Genomic DNA, 24,001 nt, shown 5'->3' on the forward strand with positions numbered 1-24,001 from the left:
TGAATTATTTAACTATTAATGTGGGATAGACGTATATTTTTCAAGAAGCGTTTCGTAAGCCCCTTTCGCCATCAGAATCATATCGCAGATTTCACGTACTGCCCCGCGTCCACCCATTGCCTGAGTCACCAGGTCGGCACGACGACGGACTTCGACATGACCATTCGGCACAGTCACTTTCATACCTGCAATGGCAAATGCAGAAAGATCAGGCCAGTCATCACCCATATATAAACAGTCTTCTGGAGCAACATTCAATTGTGCACATGCTTCGCGCAATGCAGTACCTTTATCTTCACGACCTTGAAAAACCAGGTCTATACCTAAATCAGACATGCGCTTTTCAACAATATTGCTTTTACGTCCAGTAATAATAATGACTTTGACACCCGCTTGCTGTACAAGTTTCATACCTAAGCCGTCACGAATATCGAAAGATTTAATTTCATCCCCAGTATTGGTGAGTGTCACAAAGCCATCACTTAAAATACCATCGACATCAAGAACTAAAGCTTCAATATGACGCGCCTGTTCCAATAAAATATAAGATGCCATTTATTAATTTACCCCAGCTTGAATCAAGTCATGCATGCTAATGACACCAATGACTTTATTTACATCATTTACAACAACAAATTGATTGATTTTCTTTTCGTTCATGCGCTCTAATGCTTCAACCGCGCGAGCTTCTTGCGAAATGGTTAAAGGATTTTTAGTCATCACTTCCGAGACAACCAAATTCACATCAAAACCTTGTTGCTTATCAATTAGACGACGTAAATCACCATCGGTAAAAATACCAAGTAGAGCATCATTTTGATCTACAATTGTGGTTAAACCTAGACGTTTGTTTGAAATTTCGTATAAAACCTGATTCATTGGTGTATCTGGAGATACTTTTGGTAATTCTGCACCGGTATGCATCAAGTGTTTGACATGCAGCAAGAGACGTTTACCCAATGCACCCGCCGGATGTGACATGGCAAAATCATCCGCAGTGAAACCACGTGCATCAAGCAAAGCCACAGCCAGTGCATCACCCAAGGCTAGAGTTGCCGTAGTACTTGAAGTTGGTGCCAAACCCAGTGGACAAGCCTCCTGAATATTGCCCAAGGTTAAAGCCACGTCTGCATTTTGCGGCATCGGCCCTTTATCATCACCGCTAATGGTAATTAAAGGAATTTCTAGACGTTTGATCAAGGGCATCAGCATCATAATTTCATCACTCTTACCCGAGTTTGAAATTGCAATCAGGACATCACCCGGCACCAGCATGCCTAAATCGCCATGCCCTGCTTCACCCGGGTGCATAAAGAAAGATGGTGTACCGGTAGATGCAAAGGTTGCTGCCATTTTACGACCAATATGACCAGATTTTCCCATACCGGTAATGACTAATCGTCCTCGGCAATGCAAAATAATTTCACATGCATGACTAAAACGGTCATCAATTTGCGTCGCCAATATTCCTAGCGCTTGTTCTTCTATACGCAAAGTTTCTAATGCGACTTTTTGGAAGTCTATTTGATTTGGCATATTTGGTGGGTTCAAAGTAGGTTTACCTTAACGCTGTAAAGCGTTGACTCTATTCAAGCAAAAATAATTTTCGCAATTTTATCATATCTATGCAAATCTCACGTTTCTAAATGTATAACTTTTCACACGCATATAAAAAAAGCGTATAAAACTTTATGAAAAAAAATGCTTAGGTTAAGATGAGCCATCTTATATTTAGCCTTTTGAAGACCTATGCAACCTTTTGTTCTATATAACTCAGAGCAACGTAAAAAAGTAGAATTTGTTCCGCGTGTGGAGGGACATATCGATATGTATGTTTGCGGTATGACCGTATATGACTACTGTCATATTGGACATGCTCGAGTCATGGTTGCATTTGACTACATTATTCGCTTCTTGCGCAGTCAAGGTTGGAAGGTAAAATATGTTCGCAATATTACTGATATTGACGACAAAATTATTAAACGTGCCAATGAAAATGGCGAAAGCATTACCGCTTTGACCGATCGTTTTATTCAAGCGATGAATGACGATGCTGAAAATCTGGGCTGCTTAGCCCCGGATGAAGCACCACGTGCGACTGACTATATTGATCAAATGCAAAACATGATTGGCAATCTGGTCAACAAAGGCACGGCTTATCCGTCATCAAATGGTGATGTGTATTTCCAGGTTGAAAAATTTGCTAAATACGGTCGTTTATCTGGTCGTAAACTCGAAGATATGCAAGCCGGAGCCTCTGAGCGCGTCGATGTCGAAGTTGAAAAGAAACATCCATTTGACTTTGTGCTCTGGAAACATACCAAGGAAAACGAACCTTCTTGGGCTTCACCTTGGGGCAATGGTCGCCCGGGCTGGCATATTGAATGTTCAGCCATGTCGACTTGCTGCCTAGGTAATCATTTTGATATTCATGGTGGCGGTTCCGACTTGATGTTCCCGCATCATGAAAATGAAATTGCACAAAGTGAAGCTTCGACTGATGAACAATATGTCAATTACTGGATGCATGTCGGCTTTATTAATGTCGATGGCGAGAAAATGTCGAAGTCTTTAGGCAACTTCTTCACCATTCGTGATGTGATGGATAAATTTCATCCTGAAGTGATTCGTTACTTTATTGTCTCGTCACACTACCGCAGTCCAGTCAATTTCTCGGACACTGCACTGAAAGAAGCAAAAAATACCCTTTCGCGTTTCTATCATTCATTTAAAGCGTATCAGGCGGTGTATGGTGAAAAAACTACTGCTACTTTAGATGACGATTTGGTTGAGCGTTTTAATGCGGCAATGCGCGATGATTTCAATACCTCTGAAGCAATTGCGGTATTGTTCGAAATCAATAAAGAACTCAACCGCGCAGTGAAAGATGAAAACCAAGAACAGGCAACGCTTTATTATTCAACTTTACGCCACCTCACCAACATTCTTGGCATAGTTCAACACAATGTGGACGATTTCTTAAAATCTGATATTGGTCAGGAAGCTTTGGGCTTAAGTGCAGAACAAATTGAAGATTTGATTCAACAACGTAAAGATGCGAAAAAAGCCAAAGAATTTGCCAAAGCCGATGAAATTCGCCAGTCTTTACTCGATCAAGGTGTGGTTTTGGAAGATACCCGTCAAGGTACCATTTGGCGTCGTGCTGATTAATTAATCATTTACATCCATATAGAGTTGACAGTTTTGTGAAATTCTCTATAATGCAGACCATTGCGGGAATAGCTCAGTTGGTAGAGCATAACCTTGCCAAGGTTGGGGTCGGGAGTTCGAGTCTCCTTTCCCGCTCCAGAATACGAAAAAGCCCTGATCAATGATCAGGGCTTTTTTTATATCACTACTTTTATAGGTTTAATCTTAATCCTTTATCCCTGCTTTTTACCTCAAGGCACGAATTCGGCCAAAATAGGCATTCTATTTTGGCACTCCCATTCACCAGAATAAGCATTCACATGCAATAAAATAATGATGATCTTAAGCTAAAGGCATCCCACCCAAATCAGTACAAATACTGCAAAATAAGCTGGGCATAGATATTAGGTCATTGCAGGGTCATGATCTTAAACTTGAACACAAAGCAAATTACGTCAGTGAAATGCCAATAGTCTGGATAAACTGATTTAAATAAATAGTGAAAGTAGTAATGATCAGTGCAATGGGGATACCTGATACTGCCATTAATGCAAAAATCCACAACCATAGAAAAAATTGTTCGAGTCATTCATTGTGCTTTCCCCGTTTCCTTATAAGCAGACTACACAACTCAAGGAGAAAACACAGTTCAGATAGACTTTAGCCTTGAGTAATGTAACGAGTTAAAGCTGCTGCTGTTTCCTTCAACGCTTTAACTCTTTCGTGTTTAAAATCAATAGGAAGATGCAATTCGCTTGCTAACGCTGCAATACAAAATTCAATCTCGCCATGGCTATTAAAAATTGGTACGCAGATCGCATTTACACCTACCAGCATATCGCCTGAAACTGTCGCAGCACCTTGCTGGATGATGCTTTGTTTCAATTCCAGAAACTCGTCCCAATTGGCAGGATAAACCTGTTGATTGAGCGCCTGTTTCTGTTGCCATTCACGTTCCATCAATGGTCGAACAATATCTTCTGCCATAAATGCAGCATAGGCACGACCCGTTGCTGAGTTCAATAACGGCATAATTGAACCCACTCGCGTAATGACTGAAACCTGTTGATTCGGTTCAATCCATTGCACGATCAATGGTCCCTGTGATGTCCATTTACTGATCTGTAAACCGCAGTCAATCTTGCGGTGCAAATCGTAAATCATCGGTTGAGCCGCCTGAATCGTGTCGGTTCGTTGAATACAACTTAAACCTAAACGCCATGCCTGTTCCCCCAGTGCATATCGTCCATCACCCTGCTGTTTGGCGTAATTCATTCGTACCAGACTCACCACATAACGATGAACTTTTGCAGGATGCATCGACAAATTTTCAGCAAGTTCTTTCAGCATCATGGGGGTTCGATGTGCAATCAGCGCATCAAGTACCTTTAACCCTACTTCTAAAGATTGAACCCCACCTTGTATTTTTTCTTCTGACATCGGTTTTCAAACTCATTACTGGAATGACCAGCATTCTACTCGAAGCAACTCAATTTCAAAGCATTGCACAAGAAAAAATGGCTTTTTGGGTAGCTTTATTTTTTTCTTCTCATCCTCTAAAATTTCAAATTAATTACGAAATACATAATTAAATTATATATTGCGTAATTTTATAAAATAAGTATTATGGGATGAACAGCAGAAATCAAGATTGCTTAGACAAACGTTATATAAGTTTTTCAACTTTATTAATTCTTTGTTTTTAAATGAAAATTTAAATTTAAAACATTCAAAAACAAAGTCTAAGTCAGATGGATAATTCTTAGAACTCAATGAGTCAGACAATATCCAGAAATTACTCCCTTTCGATACAAGGAATGTTTATATGACAGGTCAGTTAAAATCATTTATTGAGGTCGCACAAGATTCGGATTTCCCAATCCAGAACCTACCTTTTGGTGTATTTAGTGAATCAGCTGAAGGCGAGCGTCGTGTAGGTGTCGCATTGGGCGAATGGGTGGTCGATCTTGCTGCTCTTGAAGCGAATGGCTTCTTAAAAATCAATTCAGGTGATACTTACTTCAATCAACCGACATTGAACAAGTTCATTGAATCTGGCAAAGCCAACTGGTCTAAAGTGCGTGCAGAACTGCAAAATATTTTATCTGCAGATAATGCAACCCTGCGTGACAATCAAGCCTTACGTCAGCAGGCTTTCTTTAAACAAGCAGATGTAACCCTGCATTTACCGGTACATATTCCCGGCTATACCGATTTCTACTCGTCTAAAGAACACGCCACCAACGTCGGTTGCATGTTCCGTGATCCTAAAAATGCACTTTTACCCAACTGGTCCGAACTTCCAGTCGGTTATAACGGTCGTGCCAGCTCGGTAATTGTGAGTGGTACGAATGTGGTACGTCCATCAGGCCAGATCAAACTTCCACATAATGATCGGCCTGTATTCTCCGCTTGTCGCAAACTCGATTTCGAACTTGAAACCGGTTTCATTGTGGGTAAACCCAATAAACTCGGTGAACCCATCTCCATTGAAAATGCCTGGGATCATATCTTCGGTATGGTGCTGTTCAATGACTGGTCGGCACGTGATTTACAACAGTGGGAATACGTACCGCTAGGTCCTTTTAATGCAAAAACATTTGCATCTTCAATCTCGCCATGGATTGTGACCATGGAAGCTCTAGAGCCATTTAAAACAAGCTCACCTGTTCAGGGACCAAAGCCGCTGGCTTACTTACGTGAAGATCATTCAAATAACAGTTATGACATCAACTTATCTGTAGAAATTCAGGCCGAAGGTGCAGAACAAGCAGACGTGATCAGCCAAACCAACTTCAAATATATGTACTGGTCGATGTCTCAACAGTTAACACATCACACCATTGCAGGCTGTAACGTGCAAGTCGGTGACTTGATGGGTTCAGGGACAATTTCTGGTCCTACACCTGATTCTTATGGCTCATTACTGGAAATCACCTGGAATGCGACTAAACCACTGACCCTTTCCAATGGTGAGCAGCGCAGCTTTATCCAAGATGGCGACACACTGATCATGAAAGGCTACTGTGAAAAAGATGGCTTACGCATCGGTTTTGGTGAAGTGTCTGGCACAGTGCTGCCTGCGATTGAATTTGACTTCGCTACAGATGTCGCTGAGGAGAAACTCAGTGAAACTGTATAGCTACTTTCGAAGTTCTGCTGCATACCGTGTACGCATTGCCTTGAACTTAAAAGGTCTGGAAGCTGAAGTTATCCCTGTGCATTTGCTTAAAAATGGCGGGGAGCAGCATAGCGCTGAATACCGTCAGATTAATCCAAGTGAACTATTACCTGCTTTGGTTGAGGATGCGAGTGAAGGTTGTTTCACCCTGACTCAGTCTTTAAGCATCTTGGAATACTTAGAAGAAAAGCATCCAGAAACAGCTTTATTGCCTCAAAACATTGAACAGCGTGCTTTGATTCGTGCATTTAGCCAAAGCATTGCCTGCGATATTCATCCACTGAACAACTTACGGGTTCTGCAATATTTATCCGGTACTTTAACAGTGTCTGATGACCAAAAATCCGCTTGGTATAAACATTGGGTGGGAGTCGGTTTTGCCGGATTAGAAACACAGCTTCAAGATTCGAATGGCAAATTCTGCTTTGGTGAAAGTCCCACCTTTGCTGATTGCTGCTTAGTGCCACAAGTGTATAACGCAATACGTTTCAATATTGATTTAGCAGCTTACCCCAAAATTGCTGCGATTTATCAACACTGCAATACGCTCTCTGCATTCCAGCACGCTGCGCCTGAAGCGCAAGCCGATGCAGCTTAAATTTTAAATAAGGATATTTATATGGCGATTCAAATTGAAAAAATTCATCATGTAGCTTACCGCTGTAAAGATGCCAAAGAAACTGTGGAATGGTACAAAAAGAACCTTAACATGGATTTTATTTTAGCCTTTGCTGAAGACTATGTACCTTCAACCAAAGCCTTTGATCCCTACATGCACCTATTTTTAGATGCGGGAAATGGCAATGTCTTGGCCTTTTTTGAATTGCCGACACAACCTGAAATGGGTCGTGATGAAAACACACCAAAATGGGTACAACACATTGCATTAAAAGTAAAAGATCGCGCAGCACTACTTGAAGCAAAAGAACATTTAGAAGCCAATGGCAACAACGTATTAGGAATCACCAATCACGGCATTTTCCATTCAATCTACTTCTTCGATCCAAATGGTCATCGTTTAGAGCTGGCATATGATGATGAAAAAGCACCGGCAAAAATCGCCATGATCACGGAAGAAATGAAATACGAAATGCTGGAACAGTGGAGCCGAAATAAACGTGCGCCCCACCACACCCATTTCTTGCATGCAGATGAACTAGACGAAGTCTCTGCACTTGCAAAAGTTGATGCCTAAGTATTGATTTAAAAATTAGGGTATTGATCTAAAAAACTAGGCTATTGATCTAAAAAATCATGGGAAAATTGAGTCATGAATAAAGTCGTTGCCAGTGCACAAGAAGCATTAGCAGATATTGTCGCGGATCACCAAACTTTAGCCGTGGGTGGTTTTGGATTATGCGGTATTCCTGAAGCACTGATTGATGCATTAAAACAAACTGGAGTGAAAGGTTTAACCTGTATTTCCAACAATGCCGGTGTGGATGATTTTGGTTTAGGTAAATTGCTGCAAACCAAACAAATCAAAAAAATGATTTCATCCTATGTCGGTGAAAACAAGGAATTTGAGCGTCAGTATTTAAATGGTGAACTTGAAGTTGAATTGACCCCGCAAGGCACCCTGGCTGAAAAATTGCGTTCCGGTGGGGCAGGTATTCCCGCTTTCTATACCCAAACCGGTGTCGGCACACTGATTGCTGAAGGTAAAGAAAGCCGTTTTTTTGATGGTAAAGAATACATTTTGGAAAACACACTGACTGCCGATGTGGCTTTGGTTAAAGCCTATAAGGCAGATAAAGCCGGCAACCTCGTGTTCCGTAAAACCGCACGTAACTTTAACCCTGAATGTGCTGTTGCAGGAAAGTTCACCGTGGTTGAAGTTGAACAGGTTGTGGAGATCGGTGAAATTAATCCGGATGATATCCATTTGCCGGGCATCTATGTCAATCGACTTGTGGTGAATGCTTCACCTGAAAAACGCATTGAACAAATGACCTTAAAGACGGAGGCTTAAATCATGGCCTGGACTCGCAATGAAATGGCGCAGCGCGCTGCACTTGAGCTTGAAGATGGCTTCTATGTGAACTTGGGGATTGGCTTGCCGACCCTAGTTGCCAACTATATTCCTGAAGGCATCAATGTCTGGTTACAGTCAGAAAATGGCTTGTTAGGTATTGATGAATTTCCTACCGCTGAAACGGTTGATCCCGACCTGATTAATGCAGGCAAGCAAACTGTGACTGCACGCAAAGGTGCAGCTTTTTTTTCCAGTTCAGAATCTTTTGCCATGATCCGTGGTGGTCATGTCAACATTGCCATTTTAGGTGCCATGGAAGTGTCTGAAACGGGTGATCTGGCCAACTGGATGATCCCGGGTAAAAAAGTTAAAGGCATGGGTGGTGCCATGGATCTGGTTGCTGGGGTACAAAAAGTGGTGGTGCTAATGGAACACAATGCCAAAGACGGCAGCCCGAAAATCGTCAATCAGTGTGCCCTGCCTTTAACCGGTAAAGGTGTAGTCAACCGGGTGATTAGCGATTTAGGCGTGATGGATATTACGGCTGACGGGGTTAAACTGGTTGAACTTGCTAAAGACGTAACTTTAAAGCAGATGCAAGCAGCGACAGGTGTAAAATTGATCGTCTCTGATTCAAATGCAGCCTAACATTTTAAAAATAGTCAGGTAACAATTACAGTAGCTCCGGCTGCTTTGATTGTATTTGAGTACTCAATGATTCATTAAAATACACGTCGTAGGAAAGTAAGTAAAAATTCCAATCGAGCTACGACCATAAAACTATACGCATGAACGTGATTAGGGAATAAACTTTGATCACTTCTTTTTTATAGAACTTGAAAGAGTAAAAAATATGTCACAACAAGATTTTGAAAATGGCTTAAAAGTCCGTACCGAAGTCATGGGCGAATCTTTCGTAAAACGTGCGCAAGACAATACTGTGCCCTTTACTCAACCCTTGCAGGACTGGATTAATGAACATGCCTGGGGCTCAACCTGGCAACGTGAAGGTGTATTGCCACGTAAGTACCGCTCACTCATTACCATTGCATTTTTAACTGCACAAAAAAGCCCAACTGAGCTTAAGGGTCATGTCCGTGGTGCACTCAATAACGGGGCGACGGTAGAAGAAATCCAGGAAGTATTGCTTCACAGCTTGCCCTACTGTGGCGCGCCCGCAACCCAAGAAGCCTTTCGTGCCGCACTTGAAGTCATCAATGAATATCAAAAACCTGAATAATTTATTTTAATTTTTATGGCGATAGCTTGAGCATCTTAGGATTTGAAATGCTTAGGCTATTTCATTTTTTATTAAATGAAGTAAGATTATCTCTTAGATATTGGATTTTACTTATTCTGTAGTTGCCCTTGGTTTAACTGCACAATATCTGCCCCTAAATATTCCAGTTCCTGCAGATGATGAGTGACATAAATCATCGGTAAATCCAGCTCATCTTTCATCCGTTTTAAAAACGGTAAAATCTGCTGTTTTAGTTTGCTATCCAATCCGGTTAAAGGCTCATCCAGTAACAATAAATTCGGTGAAGATAATAAGGCACGGCCAATCGACACACGCTGTGCTTCCCCGCCTGAAAGTTGATGTGCTTTACGCTGAATCAGGGGTCTTAATTCCAGTAATTCCAGCACTTCTTCAAACTGAAATTTTCCTTCCAAGTTGGCTACTAATTTTTCTGCATAACGTAGATTCTGCTGTACATTCATGTGTGGGAACAGCAAGGCATTCTGGAAAATTAAAGCAATTTTACGTTGATGCATCGGTACATGAATATTTTGCTGTGTATCCAGCAAGATATGCTGCTTAAACTGGATGGAACCCTGTTGAGGTTGTAACAGCCCAACAATATTTTTTAGCAATGTACTTTTGCCACAACCCGAAGCACCGACAATGCCTAAAAGTTGCTGCGACATCTCCAGTTCAACATTTAACATAAAATCAGCGTGTTGATATTGAAAATCACATTTCAACATATCAGCCTCCCAATTTCCGTTGATACCTTTGCAGAATAAAATAATTAGCAATTAAGGCTGAAAACGCTAAAACCAAGGACAAGGCAACCAAACGCATGGCCATGTTTTCGCCATTGGGTTGTTGCAGGAATGAGTAAATCGCAATCGGAATGGTGCGGGTTTCATCAGGAATATTGCCGACAAAAGTAATGGTTGCGCCAAACTCACCTAGACTTCGGCTAAAACACAAAATACTCCCAATCACGATGCCGGGAATCGCCAAGGGTAAATTAATCGTCAAAAACACTTTCCACGGTGCCGCACCCAATGAACCTGCGATCTGATCTAGCTGTTGATTCATTAACTGAAAGGAGAGACGAATCGGTTGTACCATCAGTGGAAATGCCACAATCATGGACGCTAAAACCGCCCCTTTCCAGGTAAATGCCAACTGTATACCCATCGCATTTAAATATTTGCCCATAAATCCCTGATTGCCGAACAGTATCAAGAGCAAATAACCCAGAACAACTGGCGGCAACACCATGGGCAACTGTAATAGGGCTTCTACAAGGAACTTCAACCGAAATTCATAATGCGCCAAATACCAGCCTAAGGCGACAGCAAAAGGCAGACTAAAGATTGTTGCAAACAAAGCCACCTTGGCAGACAGATACAGTGCACTGAGCTCTTCGGGACTTAACATAGGGTCGCTGTCTCCTGCTGTATTTGCTTAAGATTTCACATTAAAACCATATTTCTGGAAAATGGTTTTGGCTAAGTGACTACTTTTTACGAACTGTTCAAATTGTATGGCTTCTTTATTTTTTGTACCCTGTTTGGTCAATGCCAGTGGATACACAATCGGGCTATGTGAATTACTCGGGAATACTCCAATAATTTTGACTTTCTGGCTGATCAAGGCATCGGTTTTATAGACAATCCCCACCTCACATTCGCCTCGTTCTACAAAAGCGAGTGCAGAACGCACATCATCCGTACCGACGATGCGACCCTTCAGGCTATTGAACCAATTTAACTTGATCAGACTTTGTTTGGCGTATTTACCCACAGGGACAGATTCCATTTGCCCAGTACAGAGATGTCCTTTAAAAGACTGTGCAAAATTAAAATTTTGCTGTGCTTTAAATAGAATATTCAGATGTTTTGGACTGATGACGACAAGCTGATTAAACAGCAGTGGTTTAACCAAGCTTGAATCGACCACATTTTTTTGAACTAAATAATTCATCCAGTCCTGATTGGCTGATAAAAACAGATCACTACTGGCACCTGCTTCCACCTGTTTCGCCAAAGTGGATGAAGCCCCAAACATGGATACAATTTTAGTTTGTGGATGTTTAGCTTGGTAAATATTGGCAATATCGGTCATGGCATTGCCAAGACTTGCAGCCGCATAGACTTTGACTGTGCCTGCATATGCAGAGGAAAATATCATGGCGAGGCACATTGATAAAAACAGGGATTTTTTCATGTGCATTTACCTAATCAGTGAATAAATAGACCTTGCAGAATTTGCCCTTCTGAAAACGCCAATCCCGCAGGAATCCGGACCAGACAATTGGCCTGCATTAAATTACTCAGCATATGCGACTGCTGTTTGGACAGACTTTTCACTTTTAAAATCGATTGATCAAAGCTGGCTGACATTCTTAAAAAACGTTCTCGGCCATCCAATTTCATATCATGAGTCAGTACCGCACTAAACCAGTTCGGTTGTTGTTTCTGCCCCTGCAAAGCATTCAGCAAAGTTGAGGTGTAAATTTGCATCCCAACATACACGGCCGCAGGATTACCCGGTAAACCCAATAAATAGCAATGTGAATCATCAGCTCGTTCTAACTGCGCAAAGAACATCGGCTTGCCCGGCTTCTGCTTCACTTTCCAGAAAATTTGTTCGAAACCCAGATCCAAAGTTACAGGTCGAATAAAGTCATAATCCCCGACCGATACGCCGCCTGTGGTTAAAATCAGATCATAACTTTTCGATAATTTCTGAATTAACTCTTTGACTGCCTCTTCGGTATCCGCTACATGGAAAATTTCAATCTGCTGTCCTGCATTTTGAAACCAAGCTTTAATTAAAGGTGCATTGGCATCGAAGATTTTACCGGATACAAAATCCTCTACTGTTGTCGCCACCTCATCACCTGTAATGATGACTGCCACTTTAGGATATTTAAATACTGAAACCGTACTGATTCCTGCCATACTTAAAGATGCAATTGCACCGACAGAGAGGGCTTGCCCCTTATTTGCCAGTAATTGTCCGATTGAAATTTCCTCCCCAACCTCCCGAATATCGGCATTGGATTTTAAATTTTCAGTCATTATAATTTTGGATATATTGATGACTTTGACAATTTCTTGACGTGCGACCGTAGTCGTTCCCACAGGAATTTTGGCACCGGTAAAGATTCGAACGGCTTGTCCTGCTTTGAGTTGTAGTTCGGACAAATGTCCTGCTTGAATTTCACCGATCAGTTCAAATTCTGCATGAGGCTCAATCGCTGACTGGGCACACAGAGCATAGCCATCTACCGCACTTTGCGAAAATAAGGGCAGATTGATATTCGAGTAAACATCGGCTGCTAAATAGCGATTTAAAGCCTGATTTAATTCAAGAGTCTCAGTTGTTAAGGACTTGGTCCTATTTAAAACCAGATCCAAAGCCTGATCCACAGTAATCAGGCCATGTTCAGCGCCGCATTCTGACATTATTCATATCCCCCTGGATGGGGAATATTTTTTTGTACATCAAACAAATGCACTAATGCAGGCAGCACTGCAATCAAGGATTCTTTCGCACCTTGACGACTCCCCGGCAAGGTCATCACCAGACTGTTGTCGATGTAACCGGCCACGCCACGACTTAAAGCAGCATACGGAGTACGCTTTTGACCAAAACTGCGCGATGCTTCCATTAATCCGGGAATTTCCCGTTTTAATAAAGGCTGAATGGTTTCCACGGTTAAATCTTTCTGCCCTAGCCCTGTACCCCCCACCGTTAATATCAATGGATAATGATTTTTTTGCTGTGCTATCAATGTCAGCAACTGTTCTGGACTGTCTGGAATCACTTGATATGAAATATTGCTGAAATTAGCTTCCTGTAATATTTCCAAGACATTTTGACCTGCGGTATCTGGCTTTTTACCGGATGCTACCGTATCTGACAGTACAATAATGGATGCCGATAACGTTTCTTTGAGTACACGAGTAAAGTGTGATTTTCCACCCTTTTTCTTTTGTAATTTAACCTGATCCAGACATAAATCTTCAGGCTCACAATGCGGTTTCAGCATGTCATACAAAGTTAAACCGGCCAGACTTACTGCGGTTAAAGCTTCCATTTCTACGCCCGTCGGGCCAATGGTTTCCACAACTGCTATAATCTCGACATGCGCTTCAAACAGTTCATATTCCACATCGGCACGGTAAATCGGTAGTGGATGACACAGTGGAATCAGCTCATCAGTCCGTTTCGCAGCCAGAATTCCTGCAATTCGCGCCGTCTTTAAAGCATCGCCTTTGTCGGTATTGCCATTACGTAGCAATTTAATGCAATGCGGCGGTGCGTGCAAAATTCCTGTTGCCACTGCAGTTCGATAACTCTCTGCTTTCATCCCGACATTTTTCATTGCATGTTCCTTTGATTCATTTTTGCTATACAGGTGTTTTTAACTTAAAGCGGCCATTGGTGGATCATGCTCTTTCGCATGATGGCAATGTTGATGTGCGTCATGTTCAGAGCTCACTCGATGATGATCAGGATGTTTCTCTTCTACGCCATCCTTACGGATACAACAGCCTTCGACATATTGGCTGCTGCCATCCAGATAAAATTCCTCTTTCCAGACTGGCACTTCATGCTTGACCCGTTCTACCGCCTCTTCACAGGCAGCAAAGGCTTCTCTGCGATGCGCTGCATAGGCAATCGCGATAATGGCTTTGTCACTAATGTCTAAAGCACCCACACGGTGAATGACGCGCACATAAGACACGCCATATTTGGCTTGAATCTCCTGCTCAATCTGGCGAATCATTTTTTCTGCCACAGGTGCATAAGCCGTATATTTCAGCGCTTTAACCGCTTTGCCTTCATGATGATTGCGCACGGTGCCGATAAACACACCTATACCCCCACATTCAGGAAAAGTCTGAATCTGATCAAAACTACCTAATGCCAAGGCGGTATCCTGAATCCGTGAAAATTGTTTCAATACATCCATTTCAGCCTCCTGCCACGGGTGAAAGCAGCACTAAAGTACTGTCCGCGTGAAATTGAGTTTGACGTGAAATAATGTCTTCACCGATGGCACAGGCACAGCGTTCTAAGAGTTGAAAAGCCGCAGGATAATCCTGTGCAATCTGAGCCAAAATCTCATCAACCTGTGTATTTGGATTACATTGTATTTCTAAATGCGCGGGTAACTGTCGCTCTACCGCACCGAAGGATTCAATTTTGATTTTGATCTGTGGCATCTTAGCCTCCAAGCATATGCATGCTGATTTTGCGACTGCTTTTATCCATACTTTGATTTTTTAAACGCTGCTCAATGGCGTGAAAACCCTGTTCTTTGTTCCAAATATAGTTTGATAAAGCGCTGTATAAGCTCACCTCACTCAAGGTTGTAGCTAAAGTCAGGGCTTTGATTTCATTTTTTAGATTCAAACCTTTCGGTGCAAACAGGCAGTTATAAAAGTCGCCTTGTGCAGTTAAACGTACCCGATCACACGTTCCACAGAATGAATGGGTAATGGTGGATATTATCCCGATCGGATGACCATCGATAAAATACTGTCGTGCCGGATCTGAACTTGAACGAACTGAAGAAACGTCTTGGCTCGTTACTGTAAATTCAGTATTTAATATTTCTAAAATCTGTTGTTCACTAACCACATGTGCGCCCGACCATTTACGGTCACCATCCAGTGGCATAAATTCGATAAAACGTAAGTTGATTTTTTCCTCAACTGACCAGCGTGCCAAAGGCAGAATTTGATCGTCATTGCTACCATTCATTAATACGCTATTGATTTTAATCGGTAGTCCAATGGCTTGAGCAGCATGGATTCCATCCATTACCGGTGCTAAATCTTTTTGAGTGAGTTGTTTAAACTGGGCAGTATCCAGACTGTCTAAACTGATATTTAAATCATCCAGTCCCGCTTGTTTTAAAGCATGTGCATATTGTTTGAGATAATGTGCATTGCTGGTCATGGAAATGCGTTTCAGCCCGAGCTTTTTTAGGTCTTGCAGTTGCGCAACAAAATGCACCACGCCCTGACGCATTAACGGTTCCCCACCCGTGATCCGAATAGATTCAATACCACGATGCACCATAAAATCACAAAATTGGTAGAGTTCTTCAAAACTGAGCAAGTCGTGTTTTTTCATCCATTCTGGATGTTCAGGCATGCAATAGACACACTTAAAATTACAGCGATCGGTCACTGAAATCCGCAGTTTGCGCTTGCCACGACCAAATTGATCGACAAATTGCGCTTCGGTTTTAAGCTCTGTCATCATATTCATGTTGAACATCCATTTTCCGGCATCTTGTTGTGATTGCACCCACATTGTGCGCAAGCCTTAACTCGCCCAATCTTGTTATGATTAGATTTGCAATAAGTGTTCCAACTTTGTGCCAAAGGCGAAGTATTCAGGTTTAATGCAGAAATTTAAGTTGTTGATGCTGTTGCAGCTCATCCATTGAATTAATACTGTGAAAAAATAGTGCATGATTTTTAAAACGTGCCACTTGTGCGTGCAAATCTATAAAACACTGCTTTAAACTGCGCTGTTTATGTTCAAGATGACTCGTGAATGTGGCCAAGCTACTGCGTTTAACCAAGCAAAATGGGTACAGTGCCTCACCGTTCATTTCAACATAAGCCACTTCTGCCAAGCTGTTTTTGGCTAAAGCCTGATGTAGTTTGAGTAGCACTTTTGAAGGGATATAAGTCACATCACAAGGTACAAACAGCACATAGTCTGCCTGTACATGGAACCAGGCACTTTTTATTCCCATCAGTGGTCCTAAAAAACCACCTTCATCATCCTGATAGCAATGAATGCTCGGAATCATTTTTTGATAGATTGAACCATCACGATGACTATTGATCCAAACCTGTGCAACACTGGATTTAAGCTGTTGATGAATCTTGATCAGCTGAATTTGATTATCAAATTTTTGCAACAGCTTATTGATGCCATTCATGCGCCGTGCCTGTCCACCGGCTAAAATGACCAGATCAGTATCGGGATAAACTGATTTATTCATTCCTTGCTTCACTTTTATCTTCATTCCACTGCCTCACTTTGACAGGCTTTAATCAAGCCACGAATTTCAGGCAGACATGAACCACAATTACCACCTGCTTTTAAGCATGCAGTGACCTGTTTTTCATCGGTGATATTTTGGGTTTTAATGGTTTCAATAATGCGGTTTTTACCGACTTTAAAGCAGCTACACACCAATGGCCCTTCATTATTTGCCATCGATATCGGTTGTCCGGCAAGCAGCGCCTTACGGTGCATCGCACTTAAACGTTCACGTTTAAACAGATTGGCGACCCAATCCCGATCGGGCAATAGTGCTTTCGGTGCAATATATAAACTGGCAATTAAATGACCATCTTTCAATACAACACTGTGACTGATATGCGCAGTCTGATCTTCAATATTCAGCCATTCAAAACTTTCATCCTGAAACGGTAATAGTTCTTTTAAATGCTCTGTGGTCTCTAGAAATTTTTTACGATCTGCCAGTTCATAACGGATGGCTTTGGCTGTGGTGATTTTCGTCCACCACACCGTATTTTCAATGGATGATTGCACGACTTTTTCAAAGCCCTGCCGCACGTAAAATACGCCTTGCCATTGGCTATAAAATGGATGGATGATCACAGGGGTATGTTTAAATTCGGGTTCACCAGAAATGGCATCTACGACTGGATTGACCACTTTACCAATCCGGGCATCAGACGCGACTTGGTCATTCCAGTGAATGGGTGCAAAGACCTGTCCACGGCGGATATGATCACTAACCGTGGCGCGTAAAACACAGTTACCCCATTTCGATTTGACTTCTACCAGTTCGCCATCTTTGACCCCATATTTCAGGGCATCATGCGGATGAATTTCACAAAAAGGCTCTGCGCGGTGGGTACTTAAATTGGCAGATAGTCCGGTACGGCTCATGGTGTGCCACTGATCACGAATCCGGCCGGTATTCAGCACCAAAGGAAATTCACTACACACCTGATTGACCGGATCTACCGCAGTAATGGCAATAAATTTGGCCTTAGCATCAGCATGACTAAACTGACCTTTAGGATAAAGTCGAGCTACGGAACCATCTGCTTGATCTTTAGTCCAGACCGGCCATTGCACCGGTTCCAGTTCATCATATTCAGTTTTATTTAAATCGCTTAAGCCATTTAAATTGAAATAACGGAAAGTGGAGGTTTCACCTCGATGTTCCGGATCTGAATTTTGCTCTGCCGACAATTGAGCATGTTCCAAAAAAATATCATGACTGTTTTTAAAATCAAAACCGCTAAAACCTAATTTTTTAGCGACCATGCTAATCGCCCACCAGTCCGCTTTCGCTTCAACTGGCTCATCTAAAAATGCACGCTGTCTTGAAATACGGCGTTCGGAATTGGTCACCGTGCCATCTTTTTCTCCCCAGCCCAGTGCTGGTAAAAGCACATCAGCATATTGAGTGGTATCGGTATCTTGGCAAATGTCAGACACCACTACAAATTCACATTTTTCTAGGGCACGTTTGACTTGGTCAGCATCGGGTAAGCTCACCACCGGATTGGTGGCCATAATCCAGATGGCTTTAATTTTGCCACTTTCTACCGCATGAAATAAATCGACCGCCTTAAAACCAGCTTGCTTGGCGATATAAGGACTTTGCCAAAAGTTTTGCACCAGTTGCTGATGGCTTTCATTTTCCAGTTCTAAATGTGCCGCCAGCATATTGGCTAAACCACCGACTTCACGTCCACCCATGGCATTCGGCTGCCCAGTCATGGAAAATGGTGCAGCGCCGAGCTTGCCAATTTTTCCCGTGAATAAATGACAGTTGGTAATGCTGTTGGCTTTATTGACGCCTTGTGAAGATTGATTCACCCCCATCGAAAACAGGGTCATGACTTTTTCAGTTTTGGCAAATTTCTGATAAAAAACTTGCAGTTTTTCCAGTGAAATACCGCTACGCACTGCGACATCTTCAATGGACGATTCAGTTTGACTGTGTGTTAAAGCTTGCTCTAAACCTTGAGTATGTGCAGCAATAAAATCTTGGTCTACATGACCATTTTTCGATAGATATTGTAATAAGCCGTTAAATAATGCGACGTCTTGCCCCGGTAAAATCGGCAAATGTAAGTCTGCTGCTTCACAGGTACTGGTAAAGCGTGGGTCAATCACCACCACAAACAGATCACGTTGTTCTTTGGCTTTCATGATGCGTTGATATAGCACCGGATGACACCATGCAGTATTGGAACCGACCAGCACCACCATATCGGTATATTCAAAATCTTCATAGCTCGCCGGAACAATATCTTCACCAAAGGCACGTTTATGTGCCGCAACCGCAGATGACATACAGAGTCGTGAATTGGTATCGATATTGGCTGTACCGAGGTAACCTTTGACGAACTTGTTCACCACATAATAGTCTTCAGTCAGTAATTGCCCGGACACATAAAAGGCAATACTGTCACGACCATATTGATCCATACATTGCTGAAACTTATTGGCAATTAAATCCGTTGCAGTATCCCAGTCAGTGCTTTCACGCTGATTCTTCCTGCCGAGCATGGGATGAAGAACACGCGTTTCCAGCCCCAATGTATCAGCCAGATTACTGCCTTTAATGCACAGCTTGCCGTAGTTGGCTGGATGATTGACATCCCCTGCAACCGAAACTTTTTGACCTAAAGCTGTATCCTGTACAGTCGCAGTTACACCACAACCCACCCCGCAATATGGACAGGTGGTATTGGTGATTTTGGTATTTATTTCTGTGGAGCTATGCAGTTCCATAACGGGAATACTATTCATAGATGCTCCTTTTTATCGAATAAATTCACTTGAATAATTTCTTCTATTTTCCAAGCTATCTAAATCTTTAGAGTTCACGTAAGCATGTATTCTGTCGAGGTGGCATGGATGCCACCGTTTCCCATCATTACAGGACGTAATGTATGGGAAACAAAGATTTTTGTTACTTTTGATCTTTCAAAAGTAAGATCATGCCTATGCAATTACTCTTTACTTATTAGTGCAAAGTGTGGCTGTGCAAATATTTAAGATTGAACAAATACCACTCATGTGATTAACCTGCTTTCTTTAATGCAAAATCTTTACCAAAGAGCAGCTTATTACGAATATTTGCAATTGGGGTTTGATCAGAAATCAGCTCTGCATACCAAGCACCATCTTCAGTATCGCCAAACAACACCGCACCAATCACCTTATCTTTTTGAATAATAATACGTTTATAGATCTGACGTTTTTCATCATTCAAAATAATGTCTTCATAATCATCTTGTGGTTCGCTATCTTCTAAATCAATTCGGCCTGCCGAAAATACATCACAACCACTAACCTTAAGTTGCGTCGGAACTGTCGGTGCTTTAAAAGTTAAGCTGCCATGTTCGGCTAAATGTGATGCACAAATAAAGGCTTGGCCCCAAAGTGGTTCAACCAAACCAAAAGTTTGATTACGGTGCTCAATACACTCACCCACTGCATAAATACTTGGATCAAAAGTTTGCATGGTGTCATTCACCATCACACCACGGTTACAACGTAAACCCGCACTTTGTGCCAATGCCATATTCGGACGAATACCCACGGCAAAAACCACCAGATCAGCATCCAGCACCGTGCCATCTTTCAGCTTGATTTGGGTGACATGCTCATTTTCACCAATGAGTTGTTCAGTATTGGCTTGAGTGATGATATTGATGCCCTTTGCTTCAATACTTTGTCTTAACAAGCGACTTGCACGACTATCCAATTGACGTTCCATAATGCGATCCATCAAATGTAAAACCGTCACATTCATGCCACGCTGTTTCAGACCATAAGCCGCTTCAAGACCCAGTAATCCACCACCAATCACCACGGCATTTTTCTTGTTTTTGCAGTAATCCAGCATGGTATTGACATCATAAATATCACGGAAACTGATCACGCCTTTTAAGTCCGAGCCGGGAATAGGCGGAACAAAAGGTTTAGAACCTGTTGCCAAGATCAAACGGTCATAATCAACGATCTCGCCTTTTTCGGTACAGACCTGTTTACGTGCGCGATCAATTTTCACCGCAGCATCACCGGCAATAAAGCGAATATTTTTGTCGCTATACCAGGCATGTGGATGCAGCATAATGTCATCAATGGTTTTATCGCCCGACAACACGGGTGAAAGCATGATTCGGTTATAGTTACCCCACGGCTCTTCGCCAATGACCGTCACTTCATAACGCTCGGGTGCCATATCCAGTAAATCTTCCAGACAGCGCATACCCGCCAGACCATTGCCCACCAGCACCAGTTTCATCTTGTCTGTTGAAGTGCCATTATTGGTAATATAGGTTTTTTGCGGTGTTGGACTGACCCAAACCTTGCCATTTTCAATCTTGCTTGGAAAGACCAATAACTTTTGATCTTTATCTTCCAGACAACGCCCAGTTGCCAGACTAAAATGTTGTTTATAAATCGGAGATGTAACAACACGCTCACCTTGCAGATCGCCAATGATGCCGCGCGACATGACAAAAGCTTGACTAAAGGGGTCTTGGTTACTTAAGGCATACACCCGTTTTTCATTACCGACACGGAACAGTGCAATTTGTTGCTCATTGATCAGCGCACCAACACCGGTATTTGGGATGATGTCATCAAGGCTGCAAATTTCAACCCATTCCAGTTCATTCATTTCTTTTAAAATCGTCATCTTATCCGTCCTATTCTTTTGCTTCTTTCATCAATTTTTACACCCTCTTTCTTTTTCTCCCTGAGCTTGGTTTTAAGCACTGCTTTAAAACCAAGTGCAAGAGAAAAAAAATGCTTTAATAAAAGAAGCTTTTAATTCATTAATTCTTTAAGCGTCAACCACAGGAATACGATTAAGATCTCTTTCCCCTGCCGTTTTTGGGCGAATTTGTCCACGTTCAGCAGCAAACTGAATATGTGGATCATTCTGTTTTTCAGCCTTGGCATTAATAAAGGTGATAAAGCGTTTACGTACTTCCGGATCTTCAACTGCAGTGCGCCATTCATCTTGATAAGTGCCGACCACGTGATCCATACGGCGTTCTAACTCGGTAGCTAGTCCTAAAGAATCTTCAACCACTACAGCTTTAAGATAATCCAGACCGCCTTCCAGATTGTCGCGCCATACTGACGTACGTTGCAGACGATCTGCGGTTTGGATATAGAACATATAGAATCGGTCGATATAACGAATTAAAGTCTGGGTATCCAGATCAGACGCAAGTAGCTCCGCGTGGCGTGGTTTCATGCCGCCATTACCGCACACATACAGGTTCCAGCCTTTTTCAGTGGCAATCACACCGACATCTTTACTTTGCGCTTCAGCACATTCACGGGTACAGCCAGAGACCGCCATTTTCAGTTTGTGTGGTGAACGTAAGCCCTTGTAGCGATTTTCCAGGAAGATGGCCAAGCCCATAGAATCATCGACACCATAACGGCACCACGTGCTACCGACACACGATTTAACAGTACGCAATGATTTGCCGTAAGCATGACCGGATTCAAAACCGGCATTAATTAATTTTTCCCAAATTTCAGGCAGTTGATGCACTTGCGCACCAAACAGGTCAATCCGTTGTCCACCGGTGATTTTGGTATATAGACCATAGTCTTTCGCAACCTGTCCGATCGTGATTAAACCTTCCGGGGTAATTTCACCGCCTGCGATCCTCGGTACAATCGAATAGGAACCATCTTTTTGAACGTTACCGAGGTAGTAATCATTACTGTCTTGTAATCCTGCATGGCTTGGTTTGAGTACAAAATCATTCCAGCAAGAGGCCAAAATATTCGCCGCCGTTGGCTTACAGATATCACAACCCAGACCATGACCATGTTGCCCGATCAGATCATCAAAAGTTTTGATTTCATTGACCCGCACCAAGTGATATAGCTCTTGACGTGAATAGGCAAAATGCTCGCAAAGGTGATTGTTAACAGTCACCCCTTGACGTTGTAATTCAGATTTCAATACTTGCGTCAGGAGTGTTGCACATCCACCACAAGCTGTTGCGGCTTTGGTGCATTTTTTTAAGGCACCGAGCGAGGTTGAGCCATCGGCGATGGCACTGCAAATATCTGCTTTAGAGACGTTATTACATGAACAGATGGTTGCGCTGTCTGGCAGTAAATCGACACCACTGCCACCTGTTTTCGCTGATGATTGTGCATAACCCGGCATGATCAGACTTTCTGGATTTTCTGGTACAGCCAAGCCATTCAGCATCATTTGCAGCAGGTCATTATATTCTTTGGCACAGCCCACCAGTACAGCACCCAGCAATTTGGTTTTTTCGCTATTCACCACGATTTTTTTATAAATCATGGCATCTTCATCGGCATAGAAATAGCTTAAGGCATTCGGCGTCATGGCATGCGCATCACCCACCGATGCTACATCTACACCCATCAGTTTCAGCTTGGTACTCATATCCGCGCCGGCAAATGAGTTGCAGGCTTGATCCATAACATGTTTCGCAGCAATACGTGCCATGTCGTAGCCCGGAGCCACCAAGCCATAAATTTTGTTTTGCCACAATGCACATTCACCAATGGCATAAATGTCAGCATCGGAAGTTTGGCAATAATCATTGATCACGATACCGCCACGCTCACCAAGCACCAGACCGCTTTGACGCGCCAATTCATCACGTGGGCGAATACCGGCAGAGAACAAAATAATGTCGGTTTCCAGTTCAGAACCATCGCCAAATTTCATCACATGCGTGGTAGTGCTTCCTGCTTCGATACATTGAGTGGCTTTTTGAGTATGAACTTTCACCCCCAGATTCTCAATTTTTGCACGTAAAACCTTACCGCCTAAATCATCAATTTGTACCGCCATTAAACGGGGTGCAAACTCGACCACATGGGTTTCCAGGTTTAAATCGCGTAAGGCTTTAGCTGCTTCTAGACCCAGCAAACCACCACCAATGACGACGCCGGTTTTTGCATTTAAACTTGCTGCACGAATGGCATCCAGATCGTCAATGGTGCGGTATACAAAGCAGTTTTCACGCTGATTGCCTGGAATAGGAGGAACAAAAGCATATGAACCAGTGGCAAGCACTAGTTTGTCATAAGCAAGTACCTCACCATGATGGGTGGTCACCGTTTTATTTAAAGTGTCGATTGCATTGGCTTTGGTATTGAGGCGTAAATCAATCCCATAAGCATCGGCAAAGTCTGAACGGCAAAGGGTGAGGTCTTTGGCAGATTTCCCAGTGAAATATTCGGTTAAATGTACGCGGTCATAGGCTAAACGTGGTTCTTCCGCCAGAATCGTGATTTCAACTTCATCACCGGCATGCTCAAGTACCGATTCAATAAATTTGTGTCCAACCATGCCGTGGCCAATCATTACCAGTTTCATATTGCCTCTCCTATTCTTTTAATC

The 24,001-nt window shown here is 42.5% G+C and carries 22 protein-coding genes and 1 tRNA gene; 8 read left to right on the forward strand and 15 right to left on the reverse strand.

Going from position 1 to position 24,001, the window contains the following annotated elements:
• Positions 1-15: 15 nt before the first annotated feature.
• Together ACP69Y_RS05585 and ACP69Y_RS05590 are read right to left on the reverse strand one after the other, a co-directional pair.
• Positions 16-555 carry a KdsC family phosphatase gene (locus ACP69Y_RS05585; protein ID WP_425916887.1) on the reverse strand — a complete coding sequence of 180 codons (540 nt, stop codon included), beginning with the start codon at positions 553-555 and terminating at the stop codon, positions 16-18.
• Between the two features lie 3 nt (positions 556-558).
• Positions 559-1,536, reverse strand: coding sequence for a KpsF/GutQ family sugar-phosphate isomerase (locus ACP69Y_RS05590; protein WP_425916889.1), 978 nt, complete (start codon positions 1,534-1,536; stop codon positions 559-561).
• Positions 1,537-1,749: 213 nt separating this feature from the next.
• Here ACP69Y_RS05590 and cysS point away from each other — a divergent pair, with 213 nt between their 5' ends.
• Together cysS and ACP69Y_RS05600 are read left to right on the forward strand one after the other, a co-directional pair.
• Complete coding sequence (cysS, locus tag ACP69Y_RS05595) at positions 1,750-3,171, forward strand: cysteine--tRNA ligase (protein ID WP_425916891.1); 1,422 nt, start codon at positions 1,750-1,752, stop codon at positions 3,169-3,171.
• Positions 3,172-3,233: 62 nt separating this feature from the next.
• A tRNA-Gly gene (locus tag ACP69Y_RS05600) sits at positions 3,234-3,309 on the forward strand.
• 501 nt (positions 3,310-3,810) lie between these two features.
• Here ACP69Y_RS05600 and ACP69Y_RS05605 read toward each other — a convergent pair.
• Complete coding sequence (locus ACP69Y_RS05605; RefSeq protein ID WP_425916892.1) at positions 3,811-4,590, reverse strand: IclR family transcriptional regulator; 780 nt, start codon at positions 4,588-4,590, stop codon at positions 3,811-3,813.
• Positions 4,591-4,975: 385 nt separating this feature from the next.
• On the opposite strand from ACP69Y_RS05605, the gene fahA reads away from it, so the two are divergent.
• The 6 genes from fahA (at position 4,976) to ACP69Y_RS05635 (ending at position 9,546) form a co-directional block, all read left to right on the forward strand.
• On the forward strand, positions 4,976-6,292 hold the full coding sequence (gene fahA / locus ACP69Y_RS05610; RefSeq protein WP_425916893.1) for a fumarylacetoacetase: 1,317 nt from the start codon (positions 4,976-4,978) through the stop codon (positions 6,290-6,292).
• Positions 6,279-6,929 carry a maleylacetoacetate isomerase gene (gene maiA / locus ACP69Y_RS05615; RefSeq protein ID WP_425916895.1) on the forward strand — a complete coding sequence of 217 codons (651 nt, stop codon included), beginning with the start codon at positions 6,279-6,281 and terminating at the stop codon, positions 6,927-6,929. The genes fahA and maiA overlap by 14 nt, the downstream gene beginning before the upstream one ends.
• A 21-nt stretch (positions 6,930-6,950) precedes the next feature.
• The gene (locus ACP69Y_RS05620; RefSeq protein ID WP_425916897.1) at positions 6,951-7,526 is read left to right on the forward strand and encodes a VOC family protein; all 576 of its coding nucleotides are present in this window, start codon (positions 6,951-6,953) and stop codon (positions 7,524-7,526) included.
• A gap of 75 nt (positions 7,527-7,601) precedes the next feature.
• Positions 7,602-8,303, forward strand: coding sequence for a CoA transferase subunit A (locus ACP69Y_RS05625; protein WP_425916899.1), 702 nt, complete (start codon positions 7,602-7,604; stop codon positions 8,301-8,303).
• Positions 8,304-8,306: 3 nt separating this feature from the next.
• Entirely contained in the window at positions 8,307-8,954 is a 648-nt protein-coding gene (locus tag ACP69Y_RS05630) for a 3-oxoacid CoA-transferase subunit B (protein ID WP_425916901.1), read from the forward strand.
• Positions 8,955-9,159: 205 nt separating this feature from the next.
• Positions 9,160-9,546: a carboxymuconolactone decarboxylase family protein gene (locus ACP69Y_RS05635; RefSeq protein WP_131289657.1), complete on the forward strand. Its 387-nt coding sequence runs from the start codon at positions 9,160-9,162 to the stop codon at positions 9,544-9,546.
• Positions 9,547-9,653: 107 nt separating this feature from the next.
• Here ACP69Y_RS05635 and ACP69Y_RS05640 read toward each other — a convergent pair whose 3' ends face one another.
• The 12 genes from ACP69Y_RS05640 to nirB all read right to left on the reverse strand — a co-directional run bounded on the left by ACP69Y_RS05640 (position 9,654) and on the right by nirB (position 23,977).
• On the reverse strand, positions 9,654-10,295 hold the full coding sequence (locus ACP69Y_RS05640) for an ATP-binding cassette domain-containing protein (RefSeq protein WP_425916903.1): 642 nt from the start codon (positions 10,293-10,295) through the stop codon (positions 9,654-9,656).
• Between the two features lies 1 nt (position 10,296).
• On the reverse strand, positions 10,297-10,980 hold the full coding sequence (gene modB / locus ACP69Y_RS05645; RefSeq protein WP_425916905.1) for a molybdate ABC transporter permease subunit: 684 nt from the start codon (positions 10,978-10,980) through the stop codon (positions 10,297-10,299).
• 27 nt (positions 10,981-11,007) lie between these two features.
• The gene (gene modA / locus ACP69Y_RS05650) at positions 11,008-11,769 is read right to left on the reverse strand and encodes a molybdate ABC transporter substrate-binding protein (protein WP_425916907.1); all 762 of its coding nucleotides are present in this window, start codon (positions 11,767-11,769) and stop codon (positions 11,008-11,010) included.
• Positions 11,770-11,783: 14 nt separating this feature from the next.
• On the reverse strand, positions 11,784-13,013 hold the full coding sequence (locus ACP69Y_RS05655) for a molybdopterin molybdotransferase MoeA (RefSeq protein ID WP_425916909.1): 1,230 nt from the start codon (positions 13,011-13,013) through the stop codon (positions 11,784-11,786).
• A complete protein-coding gene (gene moaCB / locus ACP69Y_RS05660; RefSeq protein ID WP_425916944.1) occupies positions 13,013-13,969 on the reverse strand; it encodes a bifunctional molybdenum cofactor biosynthesis protein MoaC/MoaB in 957 nt (318 codons plus the stop codon). Before moaCB ends, ACP69Y_RS05655 begins: the two co-directional genes overlap by 1 nt.
• Before the next feature lie 6 nt (positions 13,970-13,975).
• Entirely contained in the window at positions 13,976-14,527 is a 552-nt protein-coding gene (locus ACP69Y_RS05665; protein ID WP_425916911.1) for a molybdenum cofactor biosynthesis protein MoaE, read from the reverse strand.
• A gap of 1 nt (position 14,528) precedes the next feature.
• A complete protein-coding gene (locus tag ACP69Y_RS05670; RefSeq protein ID WP_425916913.1) occupies positions 14,529-14,780 on the reverse strand; it encodes a MoaD/ThiS family protein in 252 nt (83 codons plus the stop codon).
• A 1-nt stretch (position 14,781) separates the two neighbouring features.
• Positions 14,782-15,834: a GTP 3',8-cyclase MoaA gene (gene moaA, locus ACP69Y_RS05675; protein ID WP_425916946.1), complete on the reverse strand. Its 1,053-nt coding sequence runs from the start codon at positions 15,832-15,834 to the stop codon at positions 14,782-14,784.
• A 133-nt stretch (positions 15,835-15,967) separates the two neighbouring features.
• Positions 15,968-16,582, reverse strand: a complete 615-nt coding sequence (gene mobA, locus ACP69Y_RS05680; protein WP_425916914.1) for a molybdenum cofactor guanylyltransferase — start codon at positions 16,580-16,582, stop codon at positions 15,968-15,970.
• A gap of 20 nt (positions 16,583-16,602) precedes the next feature.
• The gene (locus tag ACP69Y_RS05685; RefSeq protein WP_425916916.1) at positions 16,603-19,383 is read right to left on the reverse strand and encodes a molybdopterin-dependent oxidoreductase; all 2,781 of its coding nucleotides are present in this window, start codon (positions 19,381-19,383) and stop codon (positions 16,603-16,605) included.
• Positions 19,384-19,657: 274 nt separating this feature from the next.
• Positions 19,658-21,283 (reverse strand): nitrite reductase small subunit NirD, encoded by a 1,626-nt coding sequence (nirD, locus tag ACP69Y_RS05690; protein WP_425916918.1) that lies wholly within the window; start codon positions 21,281-21,283, stop codon positions 19,658-19,660.
• Positions 21,284-21,430: 147 nt separating this feature from the next.
• On the reverse strand, positions 21,431-23,977 hold the full coding sequence (nirB, locus tag ACP69Y_RS05695) for a nitrite reductase large subunit NirB (RefSeq protein ID WP_425916920.1): 2,547 nt from the start codon (positions 23,975-23,977) through the stop codon (positions 21,431-21,433).
• Positions 23,978-24,001: the final 24 nt, after the last annotated feature.

This window comes from Acinetobacter sp. TSRC1-2, from assembly GCF_049895885.1.
GTDB lineage: Bacteria > Pseudomonadota > Gammaproteobacteria > Pseudomonadales > Moraxellaceae > Acinetobacter.